At 57.7% G+C, this 26,626-nt stretch carries 27 protein-coding genes and 6 pseudogenes; 14 read left to right on the plus strand and 19 right to left on the minus strand.

Annotated elements, in window-relative coordinates; all coding sequences use genetic code 11:
• Together K290_RS36375 and K290_RS38755 are read right to left on the minus strand one after the other, a co-directional pair.
• Positions 1 to 171: sigma factor-like helix-turn-helix DNA-binding protein (locus tag K290_RS36375; RefSeq protein ID WP_202595633.1), on the minus strand; the 171-nt coding region annotated here is incomplete at its 3' end.
• Between the two features lie 471 nt (positions 172 to 642).
• The gene (locus tag K290_RS38755; protein ID WP_280749981.1) at positions 643 to 771 is read right to left on the minus strand and encodes a hypothetical protein; all 129 of its coding nucleotides are present in this window, start codon (positions 769 to 771) and stop codon (positions 643 to 645) included.
• Between the two features lie 429 nt (positions 772 to 1,200).
• On the opposite strand from K290_RS38755, the pseudogene K290_RS36380 reads away from it, so the two are divergent.
• From K290_RS36380 to K290_RS0120240, 6 genes and pseudogenes are all read left to right on the plus strand, one after another.
• A pseudogene (locus K290_RS36380) lies at positions 1,201 to 1,509 on the plus strand (DDE-type integrase/transposase/recombinase); the annotation flags it as partial.
• A gap of 224 nt (positions 1,510 to 1,733) precedes the next feature.
• Entirely contained in the window at positions 1,734 to 2,081 is a 348-nt protein-coding gene (locus tag K290_RS36385; RefSeq protein ID WP_081670369.1) for a BON domain-containing protein, read from the plus strand.
• 310 nt (positions 2,082 to 2,391) lie between these two features.
• On the plus strand, positions 2,392 to 2,598 hold the full coding sequence (locus K290_RS0120215; RefSeq protein WP_028753566.1) for a cold-shock protein: 207 nt from the start codon (positions 2,392 to 2,394) through the stop codon (positions 2,596 to 2,598).
• A 689-nt stretch (positions 2,599 to 3,287) separates the two neighbouring features.
• Positions 3,288 to 4,159 (plus strand): annotated as a pseudogene (locus K290_RS34600) (transglutaminase family protein).
• Between the two features lie 96 nt (positions 4,160 to 4,255).
• On the plus strand, positions 4,256 to 5,068 hold the full coding sequence (locus tag K290_RS0120235; RefSeq protein ID WP_028753568.1) for a transglutaminase-like domain-containing protein: 813 nt from the start codon (positions 4,256 to 4,258) through the stop codon (positions 5,066 to 5,068).
• Between the two features lie 27 nt (positions 5,069 to 5,095).
• A complete protein-coding gene (locus tag K290_RS0120240) occupies positions 5,096 to 5,887 on the plus strand; it encodes an NYN domain-containing protein (RefSeq protein ID WP_028753569.1) in 792 nt (263 codons plus the stop codon).
• A 246-nt stretch (positions 5,888 to 6,133) separates the two neighbouring features.
• On the opposite strand, the gene K290_RS36395 is transcribed toward K290_RS0120240, so the two are convergent.
• From K290_RS36395 to K290_RS0120275, 6 genes and pseudogenes are all read right to left on the minus strand, one after another.
• Positions 6,134 to 6,691 carry a fatty acid desaturase family protein gene (locus K290_RS36395; RefSeq protein ID WP_081670371.1) on the minus strand — a complete coding sequence of 186 codons (558 nt, stop codon included), beginning with the start codon at positions 6,689 to 6,691 and terminating at the stop codon, positions 6,134 to 6,136.
• A 253-nt stretch (positions 6,692 to 6,944) separates the two neighbouring features.
• A complete protein-coding gene (locus K290_RS0120250) occupies positions 6,945 to 7,445 on the minus strand; it encodes a hypothetical protein (RefSeq protein WP_245276596.1) in 501 nt (166 codons plus the stop codon).
• Positions 7,446 to 7,613: 168 nt separating this feature from the next.
• Entirely contained in the window at positions 7,614 to 7,793 is a 180-nt protein-coding gene (locus tag K290_RS38415; RefSeq protein ID WP_245276597.1) for a hypothetical protein, read from the minus strand.
• Between the two features lie 180 nt (positions 7,794 to 7,973).
• Positions 7,974 to 8,903, minus strand: a pseudogene (locus K290_RS36400) (IS1380 family transposase); the annotation flags it as partial.
• Between the two features lie 301 nt (positions 8,904 to 9,204).
• Positions 9,205 to 10,833 carry a chaperonin GroEL gene (gene groL, locus K290_RS0120270; RefSeq protein WP_028753574.1) on the minus strand — a complete coding sequence of 543 codons (1,629 nt, stop codon included), beginning with the start codon at positions 10,831 to 10,833 and terminating at the stop codon, positions 9,205 to 9,207.
• A gap of 48 nt (positions 10,834 to 10,881) precedes the next feature.
• A complete protein-coding gene (locus K290_RS0120275) occupies positions 10,882 to 11,199 on the minus strand; it encodes a co-chaperone GroES (protein WP_028753575.1) in 318 nt (105 codons plus the stop codon).
• A 511-nt stretch (positions 11,200 to 11,710) separates the two neighbouring features.
• Here K290_RS0120275 and K290_RS0120285 point away from each other — a divergent pair.
• The 3 genes from K290_RS0120285 (at position 11,711) to K290_RS0120300 (ending at position 12,892) form a co-directional block, all read left to right on the plus strand.
• On the plus strand, positions 11,711 to 11,974 hold the full coding sequence (locus tag K290_RS0120285) for a hypothetical protein (protein ID WP_028753576.1): 264 nt from the start codon (positions 11,711 to 11,713) through the stop codon (positions 11,972 to 11,974).
• A 319-nt stretch (positions 11,975 to 12,293) separates the two neighbouring features.
• Positions 12,294 to 12,614 (plus strand): hypothetical protein, encoded by a 321-nt coding sequence (locus tag K290_RS0120295; RefSeq protein ID WP_028753577.1) that lies wholly within the window; start codon positions 12,294 to 12,296, stop codon positions 12,612 to 12,614.
• Between the two features lie 2 nt (positions 12,615 to 12,616).
• Positions 12,617 to 12,892, plus strand: coding sequence for a DUF1488 family protein (locus K290_RS0120300; protein ID WP_028753578.1), 276 nt, complete (start codon positions 12,617 to 12,619; stop codon positions 12,890 to 12,892).
• A gap of 507 nt (positions 12,893 to 13,399) precedes the next feature.
• Here the strand turns inward: K290_RS0120300 and K290_RS0120310 are convergent.
• Together K290_RS0120310 and K290_RS0120315 are read right to left on the minus strand one after the other, a co-directional pair.
• A complete protein-coding gene (locus K290_RS0120310; protein ID WP_028753580.1) occupies positions 13,400 to 13,747 on the minus strand; it encodes a hypothetical protein in 348 nt (115 codons plus the stop codon).
• A 298-nt stretch (positions 13,748 to 14,045) separates the two neighbouring features.
• Positions 14,046 to 15,236 carry a patatin-like phospholipase family protein gene (locus K290_RS0120315; RefSeq protein WP_028753581.1) on the minus strand — a complete coding sequence of 397 codons (1,191 nt, stop codon included), beginning with the start codon at positions 15,234 to 15,236 and terminating at the stop codon, positions 14,046 to 14,048.
• Here K290_RS0120315 and K290_RS37390 point away from each other — a divergent pair.
• Positions 15,220 to 15,468 carry a hypothetical protein gene (locus K290_RS37390; protein ID WP_154668636.1) on the plus strand — a complete coding sequence of 83 codons (249 nt, stop codon included), beginning with the start codon at positions 15,220 to 15,222 and terminating at the stop codon, positions 15,466 to 15,468. The genes K290_RS0120315 and K290_RS37390 overlap by 17 nt on opposite strands.
• Before the next feature lie 325 nt (positions 15,469 to 15,793).
• Here the strand turns inward: K290_RS37390 and K290_RS0120320 are convergent, their stop codons facing one another.
• The 3 genes from K290_RS0120320 to K290_RS0120330 all read right to left on the minus strand — a co-directional run bounded on the left by K290_RS0120320 (position 15,794) and on the right by K290_RS0120330 (position 19,727).
• Positions 15,794 to 17,722, minus strand: a complete 1,929-nt coding sequence (locus K290_RS0120320; protein ID WP_028753582.1) for a DUF3604 domain-containing protein — start codon at positions 17,720 to 17,722, stop codon at positions 15,794 to 15,796.
• A 124-nt stretch (positions 17,723 to 17,846) separates the two neighbouring features.
• On the minus strand, positions 17,847 to 18,851 hold the full coding sequence (locus K290_RS0120325) for a HupE/UreJ family protein (RefSeq protein ID WP_051264145.1): 1,005 nt from the start codon (positions 18,849 to 18,851) through the stop codon (positions 17,847 to 17,849).
• A 3-nt stretch (positions 18,852 to 18,854) separates the two neighbouring features.
• On the minus strand, positions 18,855 to 19,727 hold the full coding sequence (locus K290_RS0120330; RefSeq protein ID WP_028753584.1) for a peptidyl-prolyl cis-trans isomerase: 873 nt from the start codon (positions 19,725 to 19,727) through the stop codon (positions 18,855 to 18,857).
• A gap of 323 nt (positions 19,728 to 20,050) precedes the next feature.
• Between K290_RS0120330 and K290_RS38420 the strand changes: the two are divergent.
• Positions 20,051 to 20,682: pseudogene (locus K290_RS38420) on the plus strand (recombinase family protein); the annotation flags it as partial.
• Positions 20,683 to 20,709: 27 nt separating this feature from the next.
• On the opposite strand, the pseudogene tnpC reads toward K290_RS38420, so the two are convergent.
• From tnpC to tnpA, 3 genes and pseudogenes are all read right to left on the minus strand, one after another.
• Positions 20,710 to 22,044, minus strand: a pseudogene (tnpC, locus tag K290_RS34620) (IS66 family transposase); the annotation flags it as partial.
• A 68-nt stretch (positions 22,045 to 22,112) separates the two neighbouring features.
• Positions 22,113 to 22,466: an IS66 family insertion sequence element accessory protein TnpB gene (tnpB, locus tag K290_RS0120340; RefSeq protein ID WP_028753585.1), complete on the minus strand. Its 354-nt coding sequence runs from the start codon at positions 22,464 to 22,466 to the stop codon at positions 22,113 to 22,115.
• A complete protein-coding gene (tnpA, locus tag K290_RS0120345) occupies positions 22,463 to 22,825 on the minus strand; it encodes an IS66-like element accessory protein TnpA (RefSeq protein ID WP_245276598.1) in 363 nt (120 codons plus the stop codon). The genes tnpB and tnpA overlap by 4 nt, the downstream gene beginning before the upstream one ends.
• Before the next feature lie 540 nt (positions 22,826 to 23,365).
• Between tnpA and K290_RS0120350 the strand changes: the two genes are divergently transcribed.
• Positions 23,366 to 23,644 carry a hypothetical protein gene (locus K290_RS0120350; protein ID WP_028753587.1) on the plus strand — a complete coding sequence of 93 codons (279 nt, stop codon included), beginning with the start codon at positions 23,366 to 23,368 and terminating at the stop codon, positions 23,642 to 23,644.
• 56 nt (positions 23,645 to 23,700) lie between these two features.
• Here K290_RS0120350 and K290_RS0120355 read toward each other — a convergent pair whose 3' ends face one another.
• Together K290_RS0120355 and K290_RS34625 are read right to left on the minus strand one after the other, a co-directional pair.
• The gene (locus K290_RS0120355; protein WP_028753588.1) at positions 23,701 to 23,916 is read right to left on the minus strand and encodes a hypothetical protein; all 216 of its coding nucleotides are present in this window, start codon (positions 23,914 to 23,916) and stop codon (positions 23,701 to 23,703) included.
• Between the two features lie 235 nt (positions 23,917 to 24,151).
• Complete coding sequence (locus tag K290_RS34625; RefSeq protein ID WP_037135863.1) at positions 24,152 to 24,352, minus strand: hypothetical protein; 201 nt, start codon at positions 24,350 to 24,352, stop codon at positions 24,152 to 24,154.
• Positions 24,353 to 25,108: 756 nt separating this feature from the next.
• On the opposite strand from K290_RS34625, the gene K290_RS37395 reads away from it, so the two are divergent.
• Positions 25,109 to 25,270, plus strand: a complete 162-nt coding sequence (locus K290_RS37395; protein ID WP_154668637.1) for a hypothetical protein — start codon at positions 25,109 to 25,111, stop codon at positions 25,268 to 25,270.
• Positions 25,271 to 25,759: 489 nt separating this feature from the next.
• On the opposite strand, the gene K290_RS0120375 is transcribed toward K290_RS37395, so the two are convergent.
• Positions 25,760 to 26,005, minus strand: coding sequence for a hypothetical protein (locus K290_RS0120375; protein ID WP_037135865.1), 246 nt, complete (start codon positions 26,003 to 26,005; stop codon positions 25,760 to 25,762).
• 188 nt (positions 26,006 to 26,193) lie between these two features.
• Here K290_RS0120375 and K290_RS38970 point away from each other — a divergent pair.
• Positions 26,194 to 26,401, plus strand: a pseudogene (locus K290_RS38970) (DDE-type integrase/transposase/recombinase); the annotation flags it as partial.
• Positions 26,402 to 26,626 lie beyond the last annotated feature (225 nt).

Genomic DNA, 26,626 nt, shown 5'->3' on the forward strand with positions numbered 1-26,626 from the left:
CCCAGGCAAGGGCCAGTTTAACCCAGCCGCCGCTGCGCGCTGCAGATTATCCTGCACCGTGCTACGCGCAATTCCCAACACGACGGCAATCTCACGCGAGCTGGTTCCGCTTGCTGCAAGCCGCAGCATTTGTCGCAAATGTCTCATGGTCAGCCTTCTCTTTGCCGGCATCAAAATCCCCTCGTTCACCGCGAGGTATTTGATGCCAAAGTTGCTGACCCAGGGAGTGATGTTCAGTGTCGAAAACTGGCCGGTCTTTGATCGGAACGGTGGCCGGCTTCAAATCGGAATGGTGGCCGGTCTTTGATCGGATTGGCGGCCGGCTTCACGTCGGAATCCGCAGCCTTGTCACCAAACCATGCAATCACTGTTCCGATCGTTAGCCTGAAAATGCTATGGGCCAGCTGCCTACCGCGAGAGCTTTTATCCAAGGTATGTGATCTTGCTCCGGTCGGTTGCTGTTTTCCCATCATCGCAGCGTTTGCGGACGAATAGGTCGATCTCTCTCAATTCGAATGGCTTTAAGAAGGGCAGCTTTTTCGAGGCGTGCGCCGACATCGCCGGTGGTGATATCGCGGTAAACCGTAGCTGTCTTCTCGTGAATTGGACATATGAACCGCTTCTCGTGTGATCTAGCCATGTTCATAGCCCCATCCTAAGTGCCGGAAAGCCGATGGCGAGACCTGCCGTTGCTCCGGCCAATAAGACCGACGCTTCGATGAAAAATAGTGTCAAGCTGTGCCCGTTTAAGGCAAAAAGAACGGGTTTCATGTTCACTCCTTTTATAATTATTTTCTAAGAGTGGCTTACTATAACATATAATTTTAGAATTTTCTCATAATATCTAAAAAACAATAAAATAATCTTTCGCGACGGGTCTGCTTCATGTTCTCTTCGCCCCGGCAAAACCAATGATTCTGAAATCGGCTGTCTGCTTTTGGACGCGCTCCGGCCTGCATGCCGAACGCAGGGCCGGCGATTTAGCGACAGTCAGTTGCCATTCACAACTTTAACCACATGGCTGATTCGCTGTTTCTGGCTATGGTTGCGGCGATTTGTACAACATACTTTGCTGGCGAGATTTCCGAGAACGTTGAGACCGCCGTTCATCGCATACGGCCTCTTAAGCACGCGACAATGTTGGTGGAATATGTCGTCAGAAGGAACGTCAGTGCCGACGCTCCGATTTCTGAATGCAGCACAAGTGCGCCGGAGATTGAAAAGCGGCGGCGTTGGCACCGGTCCAGCCACAACCAACGAGCCGGCGCGTTGACGAAGCGTATGTGAAGGTTCGCGGTCAATGGGCGTACCTGTATCGGTACGTTGACAAATTCGGGAACGCCCATTGAATTTTATTTGTCACCGACGTGCAACGCTAAGGCAGCGAAGCGTTTCCCAGCGAGGCCTTGAATGGCCTCGAAGGATGTGGAAAAGCCAATAATCATCAACACCGACAAGGCCCCGACCTATGGCATCGCCATTGCCGAACTGAAGGCCGAGGGTAAATGCCCTGACGTGCCGGCATTGCTCGCTCAAAATCTTGAAATCCATGCAACAGTGAGGTGATCAGGGTTCCAAGTAAGCGCAAACGTATCCAAAGACCAAAATTTTTAACAGAGCCCTGACCATTGTGCTATCGTGGAATCAGGCGCATGCTCACCTCGTCAGCAGCCATTTTAACGGGCGCTGTTGGTTGAGGGCATAGCCCTCGCCCCAACCGAGAGGAGGGCCTCGTGTCTTCCGACATTCGCCCTGCCATACAAATAGATTCTATTCCCGAACAGGCGACTGCAGCCGCTTCCGTTCGCGACAAAGAAAGGTCAAAACGTAGCGCGACGCATCTACGCCTTGTCTTTAATAATCCCACGCCGCTTCCCAGGGATGCCGATCTTATTTCGGCCGTCCTGAGAAAGTTCGAAGCTTCGGCTCTCGACACACGAGACATGACCGTGACGGCGAAAGGTGCCGACGTGACGCTGCGCGGAACCATTCGCGGCGAAGGAGAGATATTGCGAGCTGTCTCGGTGGCGAGCTCCGTTCGAGGAGTCCGTGTTGTCCATGATGAGCTTTTCGGGCGCTAATTTTTGCATCAAGCGAGAATGTTGGCCCACCTAAACCGGCATTATCATCGAGGCGATTATGCCAACCACGCTGCTAATGGAGTAGAAGATCGACAACCAGCAAGGCACAGATGATAGATTTAGGTCCCGCATGCAGTTTTATCTCCTGGCATCAATAATCCCAGACTTAATTAAACCGTAATACCTCGCTAAGCGGATTAATCGTCTTTGGCCAGCTTGGCTTTCGCGGCGTCAGAGGTTTTCGACCCGCCAATCTTCTCCAATCGCCGATATCGCAACACTGTGACTGGCTATTCCAGGGGAAGTTTTCATGATCAACGGAACGGTAAAGAATTTCGATCCTATTAAGGGCTATGGATTTATCCTTCCGTCCGACGGCAGCCTTGCCGTGTTCTTCCATTCCGAGACGGCGGACAAGGCAGGCATAGCGGGCCTGACGGCGGGCCAGAGACTGAAATTCAGTTTCGAATTCGACATTCAGGGGCGCAGATCGGTCGCCAGTCTCGAGCTTGTATAGCGGTTGCTGCTTACGTTCGTGGCCCCTGAAAGCGACATGTCACCAGAAATAGCGGTCAGAAATGCGGGCACCATGTCGTCCCACCGCCACAGTATGGGCCAGACAGTCGGGCTGAAGGACAGGATTGGCTTATCTCCGATAGCTGCTTATATTTACCGGATTGAAGGCCTCCTACCAGTGAAGGACGGTGTCGGACGATATCGTCTGCGGAATGACGAAATGGGCAGGAGCGTGTCATCTCCGAAAACAATCTCTAAGTCATCGAGCCGATCTCTGATCCTGATGCTGTTTTTTCTGATTGAAGGCATGTTTTTATACGCGCGACAGCCCGATACAGGCCGCCGCTTCGCCCGGCACACGAAGGTCGATCAACGTCATGGAAAACGATCACTGGATCTTCGATGATTTCGGTATGCATTGCGAAATGCGGAACGAAACACGCGAAATAGAAGCACGGCGGCTTGCCGAACTAACGTCCGTCCGCGACATGGATCTTCTTTACTGGCCCGTTCAGATCGCCAGCGAAACCGATTCGACATAGAACGTTTTCTCGGAGCCCATCAGGAGGCACTTGTCAGGCATGCGGACCGCCGCGGACCTGAAATCGATCCGGTTCTGCTTTCGGAAAGTATGAAAGTGGCTCGTGACATTTGGGCCGAACGTCCCGTTTGCGGATAGGGCATGCGATCATGACCATTTTCTCCGTTCGCCATGTCACCTCGTATCGCTATTTCCGTGCTGTTGCCTTTGGGGAGCGCCGAGTGATGTTCCGGCCTCGCGACAGCTTCGATCAACGGCTGATCGAAGAATCTCTGGTAACCTATCCCGAACCCCGCCGTGTGCGCCGGATTCATGATGTTTTCGGGCACCTGCGTCGCGCTCGTCGATATTACATCTTCCGCCCCCGAACTGCATTTCGAAACGTGGATCACGCTCGACCATGCGCTTCCGCCTGCGCTGGATTTCCAGATCGACAGCGCAGCACGGTATTGACCTGTCCGTTCTCCTACGATGCAGATGTGGTTCCCGATCTCGAGCCGGCAATGCATTGTCACTGCGCTGATCCGAATGACGAGATTAGACATTGGGCGCGCCAGTTCGTCCGCCACGGCCAGCCTACGGAAATCGGGCACCTGCTGATGACGCGCTGTTACGCGATTCGCGAGAGCTTTTCCTGCGCGCGCCGCCTCGAAGACAGAACAGAGACGCCGGTTCAGACCCTTTCGCTGCGGTCAGGCTCATGTCGCGATTTTGCGCTGTTGATGATGGAGGCGGGGGCCGCTCGCTCTGGCTCGCTGCGCGCTTCGTGACCGGCTATATTTGCGTCGCTGACCGCGATGGCAGCACCACGCTCGAAGGAGGTCCGCGCATGCTTGCCAAGTCTATCTTCCCGGCGCCGGCTGGATGGAGTTCGACCCGACCAATTGTCGGCAATCGCGACCTTATTGGCGCGGCCATTGCCCGTGAGGCCAGCCAGGCGGTCCCGTTGCGCGGCAGCTACGACGGCAGACGTTCTGGTTTTAGCGGTATGATAGTGCAGGTCAACACTATGACCGGATAAACCGGCAACGAAACGGGCCTGCAGGGACTCCACATTGCTGTCCAGTTTCGCAATTGCCTTCCGTGTATGCTCGATCTCTCACATAAGGAATACAGGATGAAGATACGCGCCGGATTTCACATAGGCTACGAGTGCACGCAGCCCACACCGATGCTGCTTGTGCTGAACATCCATCCGTCCCGCCGCGCCGATCTGTTCTGCGACCAGGTTTTGGCGTTCGACAGGCCGATCGAAGCTTGGAATTACACTGATGTGTTCGGCAATTCCTGCAGCCGAATCGTCGCGCCGCCGGGGCTGACGACGATTTCCACGGAATTCGAGATCTATGATAGCGGGCAGCCAGATATCGTGCCGGAAGGCGCGCTTCAGCATGCGATCAACGACCTGCCGAACGAGGTTCTGGTCTTTCTGCTCGGCAGCCGCTATTGCGATACCGACAGGCTTGCCGATTTCGCTTGGGCGCGATTTTCGCAGACGCCGCTCGGATGGGCGCGTGTGCAGGCCATCTGCGACTTCGTCCATAATCACATCACCTTTGACTATATGAAGGCCGATCCGCTTCGCACGGCGCATGGCGGATTTACCGACAAGACAGGGGTTTGCCGTGACTTCGCCCATCTTGCCATTGCGCTGTGCCGTTGCATGAATATTCCGGCACGATATTGCACCGGCTATCTCGGCGATATCGGCGTGTCGGCCGATCCTAACCCGATGGATTTCAGCGCGTGGTTCCAGGTCTATCTCGGTGGCCATTGGCATACGGTGGACGCCCGTCATAACAGGCCGCGCACCGGGCGAATTTTGATGGCGACCGGCCGTGACGCGACGGACGTCGCCCTGTCAACGGCTTTCGGACCAGCAACGCTTGCCCGTTTTGAGGTGATTACCGAAGAAATGCAGCAAGGATGAATTGAAGCAAGGGAGGCAATATTAATCATGCCATCTGAACCACGATCGCCGCGTCTGGCCGTTCTGATCGACGCAGACAACACCTCAGCGAGAATTGCCGACGGCCTTTTTGAAGAGGTTGCCAAGATCGGCGAGGCAAGCGTGCGCCGCATCTACGGTGATTTTTCGGGTACGCGCTCGCGAGGCTGGGCCGAGATCCTGGCAAAGCACGCGATCATCCCGCAGCAGCAATTCGCCTATACGACAGGCAAGAATGCGTCCGACATCACCCTTGTCATCGACGCGATGGATCTGCTGCACAGCGGGCGTTTCGATGGCTTCTGCCTGGTTTCGTCTGACAGCGATTTCACAAGGCTCGCGGCACGCATCCGCGAACAAGGTATCGATGTTTTCGGATTCGGGGAGCAGAAAACTCCAGAGAGTTTTCGCCAGGCATGCCGACGTTTCATCTATACCGAGAACCTCTTGCCGGGAAAGATCAAGGAGGAAGGCGATACAGCCACGAGCAACAAGCCCCTACAGTCACCAGATACGGCCAGCCTGCTGATAAAGAGGGTCTTGGCTCAGGAAGATACTGATGACGGCTGGATTAGCCTCGGCACGGTTGGCAAGCAGCTTCTCAATTTGGCACCGGATTTCGATCCGCGGACATTCGGATTCAAGAAACTGAGCGACCTCGTCCGCAAGACCGGACAGTTCGACATCGAACGAACCGAAGGCAGCCCTCTCAGGATTCGCATCAGGCAGAAGCCGAGTGTCGAGGGGAGAGCAAAGAGAGGACGCACCCGCGGCTCAGCAAAAAGTCCTGCCACGGAATAACGTCGTTCATCCACGATGACCGGCTAGAGCCGGATGATTTCAGGTCGAATCGACCTGAAATCTGAATCCGTCTCCAAATCAAAAAGTTAGAGCAGGATGTCGCCCGAAAACCGCACACACTTTTCGGCATCCTGCTCTAGATCGCCCGCTATTAGGCGTGCCGCAACTTTGCGGCATCGCGAAACGAGATCAAGCATCGGCGTTGCTCATCCCAGAGAACCAGCTTCACGCAGCGCAGGCTCTCCATCAGCGTGCTACGGCCGACACTCGCCAGTTCGGATGATCCCTCAGAGCTTCCGGCAACCTGCAGTAGGGCGCCCTACTTGACAGGTGGTGAACGTGATGGATGCTGATATTACCGGTTACCCACCGAAGCGCGAGCGGCAGATCGTAATGCGACGCTATGAAGGGCTGCATATGAAAACTGCCATTCTGGCTCTTTCGACTAATGGGTTTCCTCGAACTGGTGCTGCACGTAGAGAAGCCATATGCCCTGCGGCCCGGCCAGCATGGCGATCGGCAGATGCACCAGCAGGAAGGGGAGGACCCGATTGCCCATATCAGTATCGCGGCGATGACAGTGATCGCTAGATTTGTCGCCATGGCAGATATCCAGGGCAGCGAACCGGCTCGCATCATGCCGAAGGGCAGCCGCTGCTTGAACAGGAACGGCCGTGCAGGGCCGATGCCGAACATGATCGCCGGGTGCCCGTGGAGTCGATAATTTAGCCGTCCGAACCACGATAGGGCTTTATATTCCGATACCGCTAATGTGGTTATGTCGCCGACGGCGCGCTCATTCAGATTACCTGCTGAGGCGTGATGGTATAGTAAACTTAATAGTTAAGAGGCCAGACTATGACGCGGTTCGATTTCGGCGGTCATGTCCGGGCGATTTTCGCCCACAGGGTTCCGGTGATCATTACTTAATACACTACAACCGTTACTGGAGCGGAATTAGCCTGTACTACTCTCCTTTGCCGACATTCCTCATGCATTCCCGCCCACCTCGCCATCCTCATCCAGTTCCCGCAGTGCTACTAATACTGAGCGCAGTTCATTGTGGTGTTTGATGTCCGTGATCGAATTCATCTCTGAAGTATTTGGCGTCGTATAAGAATGGGAGAAGCCGAGCCGTTCCGGACACAATCTGGGACCCGGCAGCATTGACCTTGAGGCGGGCTGTCCATCTAATCATATGGTTGTTGTCGGTCGGGTCTAACGTCGGAAACTTGAGATGGCGACTTTGATCAGTTGTGACCACATCAATGGTATAGCTATCGTCTTCAAGGTGTCGATCCGAGATGATCTCCACATGAAACCGGCCACCTTCTGTCTTGGCATCGCCCTCGTAACCACATCGCTTGATGCAACCTGGCAAATCACCCCTGACTGTGAAGGAGATCAATGTGCCGTCCACAAGGTTGGTTTTTCCGTTAAAAGACGGCGGGTTTCCTTCGCTCATGGTAATTGAGAGCATTAAGTCGTTATCGCTGGCCGCAAAGGCAGACGGGACCAGGATGAGCGACAGTGCGGCTACGAAGACGGCATGACGCATAGTAATCCCCCAATTGCCGCCATCATTATCGGGAATCCGGGAAGAGTCGAGTCAACTGTGCGAGCGAGCCTTGCTCCTTGAACGGCATAAACTCATCATCGCCGTCCAGATATTCCAGCTCGTGGTCAATATGATCGATCGCCCAATTCAGGGCCTCGATCTCGCTGTTTAGATGCTCGACGAGATCCGCGGTAATGATGGCGAGATCTGCCGCCGGCAGAGAGACTTTGCTGTGATGATCTTGACCTCGTCGGCCTCAAGTCCGGCGAGATGATGCTTCGTTCGCTCAATCTGAAACAGCAGCTTGCCGCGCTGGCCCAGCAGATATTCTCTCGTTTCATCAGTCATCTGCTTCCCTCGTTTGTCGCCTCTTGGAATGGCGATGACGGGTTCGGAATTAGCTCGTCTTATTCACGAGTGGCGATGGAGCGTAACGTCTGAGCGTGGCGCGCGGCCCATCGGCAGCATCTGTTGCACCGCGGGCATTGGCTGGACTTGTGGAACGCGCTGGAGGTTGACGGTGGTGGGTTCGGCGGAGCCGTTACCAAGGTTGGTGACGACGAAGCGGATGTCGAGGCCCATTGTGGTCGCCTCGATGCGGGCGCAGACGCGCCATCGCGTATTCCAGGATTTCGCCTTGTAGCGGGTCTCGGCATAGCCGCGTAGCACCAGCTTCTGCTCGAGCGCGCGGCGGGTGCGGAAGTCGTCGGCGGCCCTCGACGAGACGCTTGAGAACTCTGTTACCGGCGAGCCCGAACAGATAGTCGATGCTGTTTGTCTCGCTCCATTGCATGACTTGCGCCCGACCATAATGGCTGTCGCTGCGGATCAGGATGCGGGCCGTTGGCCAGTGGACGCGGATGCGCCGGACGAGGCGGCGCAGATGGCCGCGGATCTCCTTGCCCGTTGGCGTCTTGCCGGGACGCAGGATCAGGGCGACCCGTGGCAGCGTCACAGATGTGAGTCGGTAGGAAACTACGCTCGTCGCACTGGCCGTTGAAGAGAGAAAGCTGCTGATGGCCATGAACGACATCGAGCGTGTCGTCGATATCCAGGGTGACGCTTGCGGGCGGTGCGGCATAGCTCGACAGCCACAGGTCCGACCGGTACCCCGGCAAGGCGTATGACGGCCCTGAGGTCGGGCAGGTTCTCCAGCCGCGAACAGGTCGGCTGCGAGCGCAGGTCAAGGCCGCTATCGGGCAACCGCCCGCAGGCGAGCTTGAAGGCTCGGTCAAAGCGCAGCCGGTCGAGATCGTTGGCGTCTTCATAGCCGTACGCGATGGCGAAGATGCGGGCGCACAGAATATCGGCCGCACCGTAGGTCACCCGGTTTGGATCCCGCCGATCACGGATCGCCTCGGCGAGCCGCTCGGCCAGATGAAGGCGCCGCTCGGCCGCCGCCAGCAGCATAACGTCAGCATCCGAGGTGATGCGTCCACCATCGAAAGCGGCTGTAATCTTCTAGCGTCCAATGGCTGGAAAAACAAACGGTAACAACATATCGTCGGTCATGGCGGGTGTGGCTCGCGAGATGTGGTCGACAGGACGGGCTTAGACACCCGAATCCTACGCTATCTCAAATGCTTAAGCTACACCCGTCAGCCCACCCAAAATGCCCCTCGTGAATAAGATAGTTTAAATTCCACGTTCCGTTAAGTTGATGATGCCGCTGTTTTGCATGGCCATGGGAATTCTCCCCGCTTCTCGTTGTTTTGGTTCTGTCGTGAGTCGCGCTGGCCGAACGGTGCGGGCACAGCTCTTAGTATCCAGCCATACCGCCGTTTCCGACCGTCGCGGCGGATTCACTTGCGGGAATGTCGGCGATCATTGCTTCAGCGGTGATGAGAAGTGCAGCGATCGAACCCGCATCCTGCAAAGCGGTCCGCACGACCTTAGCGGGATCGACGATGCCGGCCTCGACCATATCGACATAGGTTTCCGTCTGCGCGTCGAAACCTTGATTGTGATCCTCGCTGTCGATGAGTTTTCCGACGACGATCGAGCCTTCGGCACCAGCATTGTCAGCGATCTGCCGGATCGGAGCTTCGAGCGCCCGCAGTACGATCGAGATGCCCGCCGTCACGTCGGCGTTTTCTCCGCTTAGCCCGGACAGGACCGACTTCGCACGCAACAGCGCCACGCCGCCCCCTGGCACGATGCCTTCTTCGACCGCCGCACGGGTGGCGTTCAGCGCGTCGTCGATGCGGTCCTTCTTTTCCTTGACCTCTGTCTCCGTCGCGCCGCCGACGCGGATCACCGCGACGCCTCCGGCAAGTTTTGCCACCCGCTCCCGCAGCTTTTCCTTGTCATAGTCGGAAGTCGCCTCCTCGATCTGCGCCTTGATTTGCTGAATGCGGGCCCGAATGGTCGCCTTGTCGCCGGAACCGTCGATGATGGTGGTCGCGTCCTTTTCGATCAGCACGCGCTTGGCGCGTCCAAGCATATCGACCGTGACATTCTCGAGCTTGATGCCGATTTCCTCGGAAATCACCTGGCCGGCCGTGAGGACGGCAATATCCTGCAACATGGCCTTGCGGCGATCACCGAAGCCCGGAGCTTTGACGGCCGCAACCTTCAGTCCGCCGCGCAGCTTGTTGACGACCAATGTCGCCAAGGCTTCGCCTTCGACGTCCTCGGAGACGATCAGCAGCGGCTTGCCGCTCTGCACCACGGCTTCAAGAATAGGCAACATCGCCTGCAAATTGCCGAGCTTCCTCTCGTAGAGGAAGATGTAGACGTCCTCCAGTTCGACCCGCATCTTCTCGGCATCGGTGACGAAGTACGGCGACAGGTAGCCACGGTCTAACCGCATGCCCTCGACGACGTCGAGTTCAGTTTCGGCCGTCCTGGCTTCTTCAACCGTAATGACGCCCTCGTGGCCGACCTTGTCCATTGCCCTGGCGATCATCTCGCCAATGGTCGCGTCGCCATTGGCGGCAATCGTGCCAACTTGGGCGATCTCGCCGGAGGACTGGACCTTCTTGGCCCGCGCCTGGATTTCTTTGACGACGGCGGTGACGGCAAGGTCGATGCCTCGCTTGAGGTCCATGGGGTTCATGCCGGCGGCGACGAGTTTCGCACCCTCGCGCAAGATGGAGGCGGCGAGTACCGTCGCCGTCGTTGTGCCGTCGCCTGCAAGGTCGTTGGTCTTTGATGCCACCTCGCGCACCATCTGCGCGCCCATGTTCTCGAACTTGTCGGCCAGCTCGATTTCCTTGGCAACGGTGACGCCGTCCTTGGTTATGCGCGGCGCACCATAGGCCTTATCGATCACGACGTTGCGGCCTTTAGGACCCAACGTCACCTTGACAGCGTTGTTGAGCAACTCGACTCCGCGAAGCATGCGATCACGCGCATCGGTGGAGAATTTGATTTCCTTGGCAGACATGATGTTCGTCCAATTCGGTCTTGAGATTGCGGGATCGGAAATCGGCCATCAGGCAGCTTCCTTGGCGGCCGCTCCGGTCTTCTCGACGATGCCAATGACGTCGGTCTCCTTCATGATGAGGAGTTCCTCGCCGTCGATCTTGACCTCGGTTCCCGGCCATTTGCAGAACAGAATTGTGTCGGCGGCCTTATTGCCGAGCGGGATCAGCTTGCCATTTTCGTCGCAGGAGCCGAGACCGACGGCGATAAATTCGCCTTCCTGAGGCTTTTCCTCGGCGGAATCGGGAATGACGATCCCGCCCTTGGATTTGGTGTCACCTTCGGCACGCCGGATGACGACGCGATCGTGAAGCGGGCGGAATGTCATGAGAAATCTTTCTGCCGCCGCCGCATAGGGCAGCTCCAGCTGCTGATATAACACCTCTGACACTCGATTGATAGGAGTACCGGGAAATATTATTCGGCCAGAAGAAACAGACGAAAATAATATTCTGAATATTTCCCATTCTCGATGGTAGTGTTCAAAACATTCATTGAATTCATAACGTATAAAAAGTGGCGTTTATTTTATTTCATCAGGATTTTCATGAAAAAGTCAAAAAAAGTTTGAGTGCCTTGATTGAAACTCAATCAAGGAGTAAAGATATGTACGTTAATTTGAAGTATCTGGCTTTGCGGTGCCAGAGACTACGCCCCACCACAGATTCCGATTTCTCGTTAGCGAATGCATGCTGCCGTTTCGGCGAGGATATTGCTGCGTGCGAATAGGAACGGACTCGTCGCTGACCGCGGATATACCTGCAGCCTTGGGATCGTTCCGGTTCGAATGTGAATGATAGGGGAGCGGCATCCGTGTGTTCCCCAGGAGACTTGCCTTCATGAACAGTCGCACCACGCAAACCGTCGTTCGCTTTTCGTCTCCGTTCCTGCTGCCGGGCTTCGAAGTGCCGCAGCCAGCTGGAGATTATCGCGTCGATTATGACGAGGAGCTGCTCGAAGGTGTCTTCCGGCTGGCATGGCGACGTATCGCCGCCTTCGTCTACCTGCCGGCGATCGCCATGCAGGGTTCGGCGCAACAGATGGTGGCGATCAGCATGTCGGACCTCGAAACCATCCTCGAAAAGCACCGCCAGCAACCATGACCACACCAGTTATTTTACACCGTAATGGCCGCCCGATCCTCGCGTCGCAGCGACACATATCTTCGTGGTGGGGCAGTCCCTCCAGCTCAAGGACGGCTTCCGCATATTCCCTTCCAAGTCGGCGTTACACCAGCACATTGCCGACGAGAGGAAATATGTTGCAATACCGCATCCGCAGCGAGGACGAGCGCCATGAACGCGTAAACGACGGAAGATATGCTCTCGAGCCGCTGCGGATGTTGCCCAGCGGCGCCGGCGAGCCTCACGGAGAGGACTTCGGCCACGGCTGAGGGACGGGACACGTAAAGGGATTAGCATCGTGACCATCGACGACGACAAGACAGAACGAAGACCGAATGCTACCGCTCTCGGCAGATGGGAAAACGAGGGCGGCGCTCTCGGCCAAGATTCGATGGACATCCAATATGGCCGCCGCGTCGAATCCGACCGTTCCTGGACCGTTTATCATGTCTTTACAGGCAATCCGGCGCGGGTAGACGGCCAGACCCTGACCGGAATGAGCCGATCGGACGCGACCAAGGGCATGCTGTCCCTCAATCTCATCAATACTGCACGCCGCAGAGAACGGACCAGACTATCGGAACTCGCTCTGACTGCACACGAAACGACAGCAGGCTAGTCATGACCCTTTCTTTCCCCAATCCTAGCCGCAGCTTCGACGCAATCAGAAATGCCGTCCGCTTCATCGGCCACGACGGCGTCTTCGAGGTCCTGTTCTTTGTCGAGGTCGACGCACTCGCCAAATCCGATGCCGAACTGCAAAGAACCCGCGCCTCGGAAACCAAATGCCTCTCCGCCTTCGACGCCTTCCGCGCGTCGATTCAAGAAGTCGCCCGTAAGGTCTACTCCCGTCGTCACGGCAACTGCGTTACTCTGACAGCAGCGGATTTTCGTTAAAGGGGTGCGAATACGGGAGCTTAGTCAGCCGCATCCTATCAAACATGTTGTCATGTTCAAGAACGCGAAAGCGCCTAATACCTTCTCGATTGTTGCGGTCGTAAGCACATTTTCTATCGTACACGACAGCGCAATGAAATTGATGTTCGCGCACGCCATATAATCGCTATCAGTGGTATCTGAAACGGGCGCTGCCGCATGGGGAGCAGAGAGTATCTCAGCCGCAAAAAAAGGGGAGGACAGCATGTCTTTCGCCCTTAGCATTTATCCTCCAAAGAATCCGGAGCGGGCTGTTCGTAAGCGCTGTCCCTCTCGCACGTTGATCGCGAGGTTTATACCGTTTCGAACAACGCCGCCATGTCCGGGACGGCAGCTTCGCGCCCCACTTGCGGTCATTGCGCGACAGCCAGTGGCGTTTGCCCAGTTTTTGAAACCCAACCTGTCTTAAGCTCGTGCCGAAATACACCGCGGCCGACGCCGCAGCCTTACCGCATCCCTGCGCGGGCATCACTCGGCCTCGCCGCCACGCCACGTGCGAGCGAGCAGAACGGACAGGACTGCATGCAGGACGACTGCTGGCCAAAGCAGAACGCCCGTCAGCCCATGGCCCAGGCCGAGATAGGCAAGATAGAGGCCCACAACCGTGCTGTAGAACAGCATCCCTTCGAGGGGCCTACTCCGCCAGCAGGCGATCCCAAGTCCGATCAGCGCCATGCCGGCTACACGCGCGGCCGCAGCCGCCACACCCACGAGTGCCTCCCCAAGCAGTAACTCACCGACGAGCGCGGGAATGGCGACCAACGCGAGGCCGGTCACGATTTCAACGATGGCAGCGACAGCCAATGCCCTGTTCATTGCGCCCGATCCTCTCTCTGACACTTAGGTCAGGACGACGCTCAGCATTAGCACGGGTTTCTAATCTCCACTAGGGCGGAGCCAGGCGAGCGTTTCGGCTCCACACTGCAGTTGTTCGCCAATGGCTGACGATGAGGCGCTACGGCGCTGGGTTCATGCCCTGGCAAGACCAGACCGATGGAACGGCGATTTCCCCGACGCGGTATGGATGGCTTGCGGGTCGGGGGCTATGCGCGGGCTGGCGGAATGGTTGACGCGTTAGGCGCTCAGAAGCGTAAAGCCATCTCCTCACCCCCTATTACCGCGACGCCGTTTCCGTCGGCGTCTTGAGCAGGCCCGGCGGAGCCTTGTCCCAGGGGTGACCATTGCGGGCCTTCTGATAGCCATAATCAAACAGCGACCGCATATAGGTCTGGTCGAACATTCCCGGATATGGCTCCGTGAAATCAGTGCCAATATAGGTGAGGTTATAGTCGACATGGTCCCGCTGCGTGTTCGCGTACATCCGGTACATGTCACCGATCCCGCTGGCGCTGATGAGGAGCGATATGGCCCGGCCGGCGATCGAGATCGTCTGCTTGTCGACCTTATCCGGCGTCGGTGACAGCCTCGAATTGCGGATGATATAGGCGACCCGCTTGCGGCCATTCTGCTTCAGATGGACGCCCGGCGTGTAAAGAAAGGATTGAGCCACCGCGCCGCCGTCCACATGCAGTTCCTGGTAGGCGTTTCCATTATACTCGACGTTGAACATGACCGGCGGGAAGGCGGCCGGTATCGCGGCTGATGCCAGCAGCACCTTTCTGATGGTTTCGATCGCCTGCGGTCCGCCATGCTTGGCGATGGCCCCGATGTTCCAGATCACCGACTTCGCGGCATCGAGATCAGTCGTCATAATCAGCAGCAGGCGGCCCTTGTCATATTCGGCGGCGATGCGCGACACCATCTCTTCGTTCAGGTGCTTCGAGATCAGCGCATAGAGCGGTGCGGTATTGGCGAGAGCGTCGTCTGTCAGCGCGGCCGTGACGAACCGCTTCTTGAACACGGAATCAGCATTGATTGTGGTGAAGACCTCTTTCAATTCCGCATCGTAGCTCGGCCCAAGAAAGGCGAAAGGCGCAATCAGTGCGCCGGTGCTGATGCCCGTCACCAGCTTGAACTGGGGCCGTGTTCCTGCTTGCGTCCAGCCGTTCAGGAAACCGGCGCCGTAAGCGCCGTCGTCGGCTCCGCCGGACAGCGCCAGAAAATACGCGGTCGGCAAATCCCGGTGCGCGGTTTTCTTGTAATATTCACGCTCGCGAACAGCGGAGCGATCATATTCGGCGGCAAGTCGCTCGGAGTCACCCGGCACGAAATAGCGGGCCTCGGCTATGCCTGGGATGACCGCTTGCGTTGCGACCTTCTCCGGAACCGGATCGACCCGAGAAGTCTCGCACCCCACGAGCAGGGTCGAAAAGAGGAGCAGGATCGAGATGAAGGATTTTGACACGCTAGAGCCCCCCGCCCGAGGAGCACGTTCCACCAACGATACTAACGAGTTTGTCGCGCGCGGCGCGGATTCTGCTGCAGTGCAGTTGCGTCTCAAGCTTGCCTCCAAACAATACTTTGCCGGCCGGCGTGTCCCGCAACGCAGCCGCAATACTCAATGCCACGCAGGATCAACAATCAGCGTTCTGCCCGGTTCTGTCTGGAATTCCCGCAAGGACGACGGCTTGCTGTAGCATGGAGTGGCGAGAATGGGAGCGTATAATACCGTAAAGAACGCCGTGAGACTGGTGCGACCGCTGTCCACCGTAGCGCACCGGAATGCGACGATGACGCCTCTTCTGCAACAGATCCCGTTGCGTTTCGAAAGCACCCTCGCGCTCTTTTGCGATCGCTGCGATAGCGAGAACAGACCGGCACCTTCGGTCTCCGAATCCTTAAGAGCCGACATTCAGGTTGGGCTTGGGCATCGTCCTGACGCGATCCTACCCACTTTCCCTTTCTTTTAGGGAAGGTCTCCGATACGTCGGACAGCACCCCTCGCGGCACTAGGCGCTCGGCTCACGGCGTGTACCAGATGGGTGACGTGTAGGCCCGCTCCGTAACCGTCATCGTCGCCCCCTGAGGCGGCTCGACCCCAAATCGCTTGGCATCGTAGGCGGTCCAACGTGGCGTTGGAATCTCGATCACCCTGCCGTAATAGAAGGCGGACTGGCTGGGATCGAACTCCGGGTCCTTCCACACCTTGATCAGTTCGGGCGCGCCGATGGTGTTGGTCCAGGTCGCGTTCGCCACATCCACCGTGCTGCCGACCGACGGCAGCTTGCCGTCGGCTTCCGGCTTGCGGTCGCCCGACCAGGCGACGTCGTAGATCTTCTCGTGCAGACCGCCGTCCTTATCGAGCCAGCCCTTGACGATTTGGTAGCGGTCGAGGTTGGCGCCAATCGGGTCTTTCAAGGCAGCGACGAGGAAGGTCGGCACCTTGCCGTGCGGCGCCGTGTGCAGGTCGCCGCCCATCGGCACTCCCTTGGCATAGCCGATCTGCGCTGGCAGGCGGTTGTTGGCATCATCATCGGCGAAATCCCATCCGCCGAAGAAGCGCACGATCATGCGGCTTCCGGTCGTGGCATACGTCTCCTTGCGCTGCATTGCGTCCCAAAGCGATTGGCGCGTGTTCTCATTGGCCCACACCCCGGCATAGCCGGATGCGGAAACCTCCCAGTCCATGATCTTCACGCCGGTCTGCTTGTTGTCGATGAATGCCTCCTGCATGCGCTGCGGACTGGGTTCCTGGGGGACAGTCTTGCCGAAGAAGTTGTCCTCCTCCACCGCGGTGAGGCCGGTGTGCGCGTCGGTGCTGCCGACAAGGCCGAACTTGTACGGGTTCGTGCCGAGTTCCTTTTCGAGCTTCAGCCCGTTCTTGTAGGCGGACCGGGTGTACTCGAACTCAAGCATCTCCTTCTTCTTGGCGACGCTACCGTCGAGGTTGCCCTTGTCCCAGATCTCGAAATTGGCGAATTCGTCGGTCGGCGACAGGAACGGATGCGCCTCGCCGGTTCCCTTCGTCTGGGTCGTCTCGTAGAGGCGTTCCCATTTCGCGCGGGTCTGCGCGTAGTTGCTGTCGAGCTTCTTGCCGAAGGCTTCGACCACCGGAAACATCAGCCCGTTGCTGAGGTTGCCGTTGTGGGCAATCGCCAGCACATTGCCACCGGTCTTCTTCTCGTAGGCGTCCATCCATTTCCAGAGATCGACCGGGTTGTCACTGCCATAGGGCGGATAAACTGTGAACGGATCGACCTGGCTGGCCTTGTCGCCGTTGTCGCGGAAGACGACATTGCGGTGCAAATTGTTGCCGCCGGTGTTCGACGTCCACTCGTAGCCGATGAAGGCGGTGAAGCGGCCCGGCTCGTTGTACTGCTCGGCGGCGGCGATCTCCTCTTCCCAGGCGCTGCGGTAGGCCCGCGTTCCCGGGAAGTACATGAGGTCGCTGGGGAACGTGTTGTGTGAGAAATTGACGATGATATCGATCGCGGCATCCGCTCCCTTGCCGGTCTGGATCTGATCGTACCATTGGCGGCCCTTGGGATCTGCCAGCAGTTCAGGCTTGCCTGCAAAGAGATCCGGGAAGAAGCCCATATTGTCGGAGTGGTCGCTAACCATCAGGAAGTCGAGCGGCCGCGACAGCTTCACCGGCTGCCCCGTATTGGATATCACCTGCTCCCCGCGTGCAAAGCGATAGGCGTCCCTCGGCCCGAGCCGGGCGCCGAACGCGCCGGCATCCATGGAGAACGAGGTGTGCAGGTGGGTGTCACCGAAGAACGGACGGGTCGGATATTCGCGATTGGCATAGGGCGAATAGGTTGGCTTTGGCAGGGTCTTTCCCAGCTCTTCGGCCGAGGGCACTCCGACATCCTGGCCCCAGGCGGATGAAGCGAGGCCTGCTATCATCAAGCTCGCAAGGGCTGTTCCCTGCAGCAAGGTTCTGTTCATCGATTTTCCTCCAGACTCATATCGTTATCTCTTGGTGTCCCGACAGCAGCCGAATCGGACGCGGCAAGGGGACTGGAGCAGGCGACAATTCAAGGAGCGGATTGCGCTTGACCGGCTCCTCCCCTCAAAACATCGCGACACGTTGGATGGTCCAGAACATCGCAAGGCTGCCGATCGCATAGGCGGGCATGCGCGCGACCCATGACGGCAGTGCGAGATGGGTGCGCCGCACGATGGCCACGATCGACAGGACCGCGCCGACGAAGATGAGTTGGCCGGCCTCGACTCCGAGGTTGAAGAAGAGCAGCGCCAGCGGAATGTGCCCCTCCGGCAAGCCGATCTCGCTGAGCGCACCGGCGAAGCCGAGGCCGTGCAGCAGGCCGAAGCAGAAAGCCACCACCCATGGCGCTCGCGCCGCGATCCCTTCCTTGCCCTGATCCCGACGGACGATCTCGGCGGCAACGAAAACGATCGAGAGTGCAATCGTCGCCTCGACGGGTGCCTGCGGCACATGGACGAAGCCCAGCGTCGCCAGCGCCAGCGTGATCGAATGCGCTATCGTGAAGGCCGTGACGGTCTTGACCAGCAGCCATGACCCGCGCGTGATGATGAGGAGCGCGAGCACGAACAGCAGGTGATCGACGCCGAACAGAATGTGCTCGATGCCCAGGCTGAGATACACGCCCGCCACACTCGGCGCTGTGTCCGACGACGGGATCACGGCAGACGGCTCGCGCGCGGTGAACCGTCCTGTCCACGATGTGCCATCCAAGTATTCCACGCGCACCAGCGCGTCGGTCATAGTGGCTTCGAGCCCGTCGATCGTGAGCGTCTGACCGCGCAATTCCGGCGCGCGCAAGGTCCACGTCCTGATCTCCGCGCCGCCGCCGTCCCGGGCCACGGCCGTGGAGGCCTCCGTTTTGCCGGAGAATTGCGGCTCCAGGGCGAGCCTCATGTCGCCCTGCATCGGAACCTTCCACAGCACGACGAATTCGCCCGGCCGCTCCTCGTGCAGTTGCAGGTAGGCCGGGCGAACCTCGTGGGCGAATGCTGCCGGCATCGACAGCAACGTCAGCAACCCCAGAAATTTGAGCGCGAGAAGGAACCTTGCGAGACGGGCCTTGCTCATCGCCTACTCCAGGTCCGTCTCTGGCGAGCCGACAAGCGCCTTGACGCTGTCGTCTATCACGATCTGGTATTTCTTGAAGAGCTCATTGAAGTATCGCTTGTCGGCCTCCTGCCGTCGCACTTCGCGCCATTCTTCGAGCACTCGATCCCTGACCTCGGGAAAGGGCTGCTGCTCTGCGGGAGTGATCGCCGAGACGCGAACCAGATGCAGCCCGTAGGCGGACTCGATGGGTCCGTTCCACGTGCCCGGCGGCAGTGCGAATACTGCGCGGGCAAAATCTTTGCCGAACTGCGCCGCGACGGAACCCTCGTCGGCATCGCGCACCTCGGGTTCGATCAGCAGTTGGTCGCCCTTGTCGGCGACAAGCGTCGCATCGCTCGCGCCGACGAGCTCGACCAGGGTTCGCCGCGCTTCGGCGTCTGCTCCGGCTCGTGCGCGGTCGAAAAAGACCTGCGTGAACGAGACCCGGGCCTCACGTCGGAATTCCTGGTCGTGAGTCCGGTAGAATTGCTGCAGTTCCTCGTCGCTCGGCTCCGCCGATCCGGAGGTGTCCTCGATCATGAAGGTCATTTTTTGCGCGAGGCGACGCCGAACCACGGCGTCGTCCTTGTCGAGCCCAAGCTCGTGAGCCTCGCGTGCAAGCACCTCTTCCCTGAGGATGTCCCGGACCAGCCCGCGAAGTTCCTCAGGAGACGGGCTTCTTTGCCACTGCCGCGTCCAGGTTTCGGCCGCCCAGCGCACATCCGCCTCGCCGATCCGCACCTGATGCTGACTGTCCGTCGCCTGCGTCGGCGTACGAGCAACGAACGCGTAGGCGGCGAACAACGCAGCGCCCGCGAGGAAAAAGTGAACAAGAGGCTCCCTCAGCAACTTCATTCGAAATTCCCTCTGGCTGACGGCGGCGAATTGCCTGTAAGGCCCGCGAACCGTCGGATAGCGCGAAATTTAGCAGCCGAAGTGACGCGGCGGAAGTAAATTACAGTATCGAGAGAGGTAGTCTTTTGGTCGTAACTGTAGACTCCCCTCGTCGAATTTCATCATATCGCGCGAGCGCCACCGCTTCAGTCGTCAACGGCTGCGTCCGCTGTACGCAATGCCGGCGACCGCCGCGATAGATCGGGAATAATCTCGCACTGCCACGACCGAGCATCGCCAAAGAAGCTCACGGCTCCTGGTGTCTTTTCGGGTTGCCTGCATGGACCTTTACAAACCTCGCTGATAATCTGCACACGGCCTGGGAATCGCCTGATGTGACCATGCGCGTGCGCCAGCAATTGCTTCGTACCTTGATTGCCGACATTGTCGTGGATGTCGACGATGCGGTGCGTGACGTGGTGCTGACGATTCATTGGAAAGGCGGCAAGCACTCGGAGTTGAAGGTTCGCAAACCTCGGACCGGTGAACACGGCTGTGCCACCACGGACGATGCTCTGGCGGTGATGCGCAGCATGGCTGGTCGCTGGTCCGATGAACATATCGCCGCATCGCTCAATCGAATGGGTATGCCCACGGGGCAAGGAAAAACCTGGACCGCACACCGGGTCGCTTCTGTAAGGCACGTCCGCGCAATCCATGCGTACAAATCAGCGGACAAAGACGGCGAATGGCTGACCATGACAGAGGCTGCGACGGCCTTGGGCGTGACCAACCATCGGATACGCCATCTGATCAAGACGAACGTGTTGTCTGCCGAGCAGGTGGTTCCCGGCGCGCCCGTCAAATCCGGGCCAGCGACCTGACTTCTGCGACGGTCCAAGCCGCGGTAGCCCGAAAGGGCCGCCCGTGTCGCACCACTGACACGGAGACGCTTCCAATGTTTACAGACACTTAGAGAAGGAGTGCACAATGACTCAGGTCCGGCGTGCGGCCGGATGGTTCTTTCGACGGCGTTGTTGTCGATCTCGATGCGACCGTCGGTCAGGAAGATGCAGAGGCCATCCCAATGTTTGGCGATATAGGCGAGCGCCTCGCCGAGAGGCGACTTGCCAGCGACGCGGGCGCGATGGTGCGTGAGCCAGGTCCGCATGTCTGCGATCAAAGGCGCTGACCGTGCTTGCCTTCCGGCTAGGCGAGCGTCGGCGTCGAGACCGCGCAGTTCCGCTTCGACGCGATAGAGTTCGCAGATCCGCTTCACGCCGTCCTCGGCAATCGGTGCTGCGCCTGTGCGGGTGATCTCGACCAGCTTGCACCGTGCGTGCGCCCAACAATAGGCGAGTTTGATGTCGGGGCCGACACGATTCGGTGCGATCAGTCGATTATATCCCGCATAGCCGTCGACATGAAGGACGCCCGTAAATCCTTGCAATATCCGCTCGGCATGGTGCCCGCCGCGACCTGGAGCGTAGGTGAAGGCGACGCCTGGCGGCGCAGCTCCGCCCCACGGTCGGTCGTCACGGGCCAGCGCCCAGATGTATCCAGTCTTGGTTTTGCGGGAACCGGGATCGAGGACCGGCGCACGGGTCTCGTCCATGAACAGCTTCGTCGACCGCTTCAAATCGGCGATCAGAGCATCGAAGACCGGGCGCAGTTCGAATGCCGCCCGGCCGACCCAATCGGCGAGCGTCGAACGGTCGAGATCGACACCCTGGCGGCTCATGATCTGGGCTTGCCGGTACAGCGGTAAGTGGTCGGCGTACTTCGACACCAGCACATGCGCGATGGTCGCCTCTGTCGGCAACCCGGCCTGGATCAATCGTGCAGGCGCTGGAGCCTGAGTCACTCCGTCGGTGCAAGAACGGCAGGCGTACTTGGGACGACGGGTAACGATGACGCGGAATTGCGCCGGGACGACATCCAGCCGCTCGGACACGTCCTCGCCGATGCAATGAAGGCCTCCGCCGCAAGCGCAGATCAGGCTTTCCGGCTCGATGATCTCTTCGATACGCGGAAGGTGAGCGGGAAGAGAGCCGCGATTGGCGGCGCGGAGTTTGGGGTGTGGTTTACCAGAAGGGCTATCGGCCTCGTCTTCGGCATGGACAGCGGCGATAGCCGTTTCCAGGTCCTCCAGTGCAAGATCGAATTGCTCAGGATCGACCTTCTCGGATTTGCGGCCGAAGGCGGCTTGCTTAAAAGCGGCGACCAACTTCTCCAACCGTTCGATCCGCTCGTCCCTACGAACTTCACGGGCTTGCGCCGCGATCAGCATCGCCTTCAGAGCAGCAATATCGTTGGGAAGATCAGCGGCGTCCAACATGCTCGAAGTCTATCAAACCCAGCCACGCCTCGCTGGAGGAATTTGCCGTCTGAGTCATCGTGCCGCATCTATTCGATGGCCTCGGGCGTTCTCGCCTCCACGGCACGAACCCGACGCCAATCGAGGCCTGCAAACAGCGCCTCGAACTGGGCATAGCCCAAGGTCATCAAGCCGTCCCGGACGCCCGGCCAGGTGAAGGTGTGTTCCTCTAGCCGCTTGTAGGCCATCACCAAACCGCTTCCGTCCCCATAGATCAACTTCAACCGATCTGCTTTCCGCGACCGGAATACGAAGACTGTCCCTGTGAACGGGTCTTTGCGCAGCTCGTTCTTGACCAGCGCCGCCAATCCATCATGGCCCTTGCGGAAATCGACCGGCTTGGTGGCCACCATGATCCGAACCCGATTCGATGGAAAGATCATGCCGGAACCGCACAGGCACGCGCGACCGCGGCGATGCGGACGGCAGAAGCGCCTTCTTCCAGGCGGATCGTGACCGAACCGATGATAATCTCGGGACGGCTGGCTTTCTTGATCGGCGGTTCCGAAACGGGTGGATCAACTATAACCGCTGCGAACTCCACCGCGTCCTCGGGTGCAGGCAGAACTAGCTTGCCCTGCCGCTCCATTGTTCGCCAGGTGGACAGGTGGTTCGGCTTCAAGCCATGCCGCTCTGCCACTTCATTGACCATCGCGCCGGGTCTCAAGCTCTCCGAAACGATCTGCGCCTTGACCTCATCAGGCCAATGCCGGTGAACCTCACGTCCAGGCTTCCTGGTCATGAGAACCTCCGATGTGCTCTCCATGGAGAAACTCCCTTCGTTCGTCCATGGAAAGCCGATCACAGATCAGGGCGGCGAGGACAATGTGGGAGCGGAACTGCGGTTACGGCTGTTCGTCGGTTCCGCCATGTGGATTTCTCAGCAACTCCACCCGGCAATCTGTGACGCTTATCATCTACGTAGCGCTCCGGGGCATCCTCTGAGAACGCCAGTCATTTGCTTCTTGGTGCGACAAAAACAATAGATGAATCTCCCAATCGCATTCGGGGCGGACTCCATCGTCGTCCTCTCATTCAGATAGCGCTCACATTTAACGTTGACTTGATGAAGTAATGGCCGTTATCGCCTCGCAGGCTGTTGATGCTGACAATCTATTGTCGTTTTCGGCCTCCCCTATAGTGTCCTTCCTCTCTTAAGAGAGGTGCAGCTACTTGGAAATGACCTCATATGCCCTAAGTTATAAGCAGGCATTATTCGGCGCATGGTTGTCGCCCACCTTCTCGGTCGTCCTTCGGATAGCGCCTTCCTTAGGGGAGAGCTATGGCTAATCAAAAGCGAATTGACGAGATGTCGCAGGCCGAGAAAACAAATGTTCTCCTGGTCTTAAGCAAAACACTACATTTGTCGGCGATGATTGCCCGGAGGTCGAATGATGGCTCCTGGGATGCGATGGAGCAATTGTCCGACAGGCTTCTTACCGAGTGCGAAGCTATCGCAGCTGACGAGGGAGAACGGGCCATCACTGTCGTACATGAAGCAATTCGGCTTCTGGGGGAATTCGAACTTAGTAATCCCCACATCAGCGTGACGCGTCACTGACCGCAGCCTTTCGACAGATTTGCCTGGCATGCGGTGGCTCGCAGCTAAAGACCCTGTTACTCCACTCCAAGACGAAGCCGGACAGAACCCTCCAGTTCTTTTGCAAAACTAAGTGCGGACTGAAGAACCGTCGTTTCATTAGAAGCGACAGATCCTTGGTCCTTGATTGCGATCGGCAATTCCATCTTACCTGCGGTTGCGGTCACGCGAACATTAAATAGAAGCTGGCCATCAGGCCGCTCCTCAACTTTGATCAATTCGACATTTGCCACTGTCACTCTCCCATGCTGGCAACCACTACTCATGACCAGTTCCTTGTCGGCTGACCACGATGGCAGGCCCGAATGCGCCTCCGGGATTATGCGGTGTGATCGGTACGTTGTACCCGGTCGCCGACCGAGGACGATCCTCGTTATGCTGTTGACGCCAATCCTGCAACTTTTCGCGAGCATTTGCGAGGAGCAGGTGCCACATCGCATTTTCTCTTCACGGGGCTTGGATGTGGTTCTAGACGGCATCTCTACTCGGAGTGTTGGTCAGACCTTCCGCAGCAGCTATCAATTTCGCTTGTGCCGCAATTGCTGCAGCCAGCTTTTCCTTCTCAAGGCCGCGCAACTCCATGAGAAGGTGCCTTTGGGAGGTGTCATTCTCTGTCGGCAACAAAGATTTGAAATTTTTTATGTTTTCTTTTGCGATGAAGACGTCCATTGGGTTGCCTCGCTTTCATTGTTGGAGGCGGGAACCAGCGTCTGAGGAAAGCCGGTTGGCAAAAAATTATGCCGGTCGAAGACTGTGTCGTAGGGCTATACCATAAAAACGAGGCGATGCATCCTCTTCTCCGACTGATAGTGAGAGTAGGCTCATTATTGACAGGAAGCAAATAACCCGGGTCACGAAATTGCAATAGTGACGGCCACCCTGGACCAATAGCGAGAGTTCGACTGGATCAGAGGGCCTTCCGCCTTGGGGGAGCGATTCCGGACGACGTTGCGACAATTCCACCTGCCTTCTGCGCGGCCTGCACCGCGCGATTGCGCTCTGCGATGAGGCGGGCATTTTCCGTTACACACTCCGCTCCCCCATTTGTAAGACCTGGATCGGGGGCCGTATGCCGGTCCCGAGCGAGGGCTTCTGATGCGGATGTGGAGCAAGATCGCGCGTCACCACGCCATCCAATCGCCGACATCACGTCATCCTCGATCCAAATCGGATAATTTTACGGTGCCCAAAGTTTGTCTATCGAAATCGTTGCCAGTGGCAAACCACCTCGGTTGTAATCGATAACTATAAATTCGCTATTCTCAACAGTCCTTCTGGGCGCCTCACCGGGCCGTTTGCGACCGCATTGGACGATCTCGCTCGATGCGAAGCGCTTTAAGAAGGGCGGCCTTTTCAAGCCTAGCACTCACGTCACCAGTAGTAATCTTCCGGAAGACCTTTTCAGTCCTCTCGTGGATTGGACATATGAACCGTCTGCGAACCTTGGTCATGGCCATAACGGCTATCATTGCGGCCATCAAAATCGATGTCTCTATCAGCCATCGTGTCAACCGGCATCCACCGCCGGAAAGAAGAATGTTTTTCATTTTTGGTCACCGTTACAATTATTTTTCTTATGAAGAATAGTATAGCACATTTTTTAGAAAAGTTTTAAATCGTAAAACAATAGTATCTAGCGTGTTTCCTTTTCATGTCCCCGCATTAACTTGCCCCGTATGTCACGCGTGGCGTCGATTGTTCAGAGGAATACCTTTGTGTAGCCGACGACAACCGCCGCCTTCTTGGTGGGACGGCGAAAGGTTATGGACGCACTCGCGAGGTTTTGCGCTACTCCGGCCTGCGGCTCACCCGTCTTTATTTTCGAGAGCTTCGCGAACGATAAGGCGACCTGTGGCACGCACGGAGGCTTTGTCGTAAGGGGTAACAAGTAATATTTCAGATGCAAGGTATAGATCGAGTGCGCGCGGATCTGTTGGACTTCCTATCCGATCTTGATCAGGCTGCGCCAATTTGGCAGTTTCGGGTCAGGTCTCCTTTGTGGTCAGCTGCCAAGGCAGGCGCCGCTTGCTGGATAAAAGTGATAAGCCAGGGGAAGGTCCCCTGGGGTTGCCCGCTTCACTTCCGATCCCTGATGTTGCGGAGAGCGGCGTCTTTTTCGTTAAGAATGGCGCAGAAAACCCGCGCTTCCTTTTCGGGTAAGCTCTCAAGCTTCCAAGTCGATGGCCTTGCCGGCAGGCCAGTAAATACGTCGAAAACAGTCCAGGAAAAATTCATTTCCTGGCGAACGTCATATCGTCTGGTATGGTTAGCCATCGCATCTTCTTGAAGGATGGCAGCGGCCGAAACGGCCTGTGCATTCATCGATCAATTACAAGATACCACACGATAGTCGAATAGTCTGCCATTAGGTGGTAGTGGCGATTTGAACTGATGCGGTGGATGCCCCTTCGACTAGCCTTGACGTGTGATGCCTGCTGTGACGCTCCCGAAAGGGAGGCAGATGGCAGCGGTGCATACTCTGCAATCGACCTCGCAAACATCTGCAGGGATCAGTCGGCAGGGTCGGCGACAAATGGCTACATCGACGAGATCGTCGTCACCATTGCCGGAATGAGTCATTGACTATGGCGTCGATCAGGACGGCTTCCCTCTCGATATTCCGGGCAAAACCGCCGCAGTGCCAGAGCAGCAAAACGTGTGATGCGAAAGCTTTTGAGAGGACAAGGCAGCGCGCCACGCGTGATGGTCACCGACAAGAGCAAAATGGCTGCTGATTTCGGCTACTTTACAACCGAAAATTTAGTTAGCGTTCGGAAGTTGTCGACCGCGCGGATTGTATGGATGCCGTGGAACGATTGAAGATGTGAAGCCTGATGTGGCAATCCTAGACGTCCAGCGGGATGAAGAGACGACGTTTAGCAAGGCACCGGCGCTCAGGAACGATACGACCCTTCCCAAGCTGGTGGATTGGGCTATGGTCCA

The sequence above is a fragment of the Rhizobium leucaenae USDA 9039 genome (assembly GCF_000426285.1).
Lineage (GTDB): Bacteria > Pseudomonadota > Alphaproteobacteria > Rhizobiales > Rhizobiaceae > Rhizobium > Rhizobium leucaenae.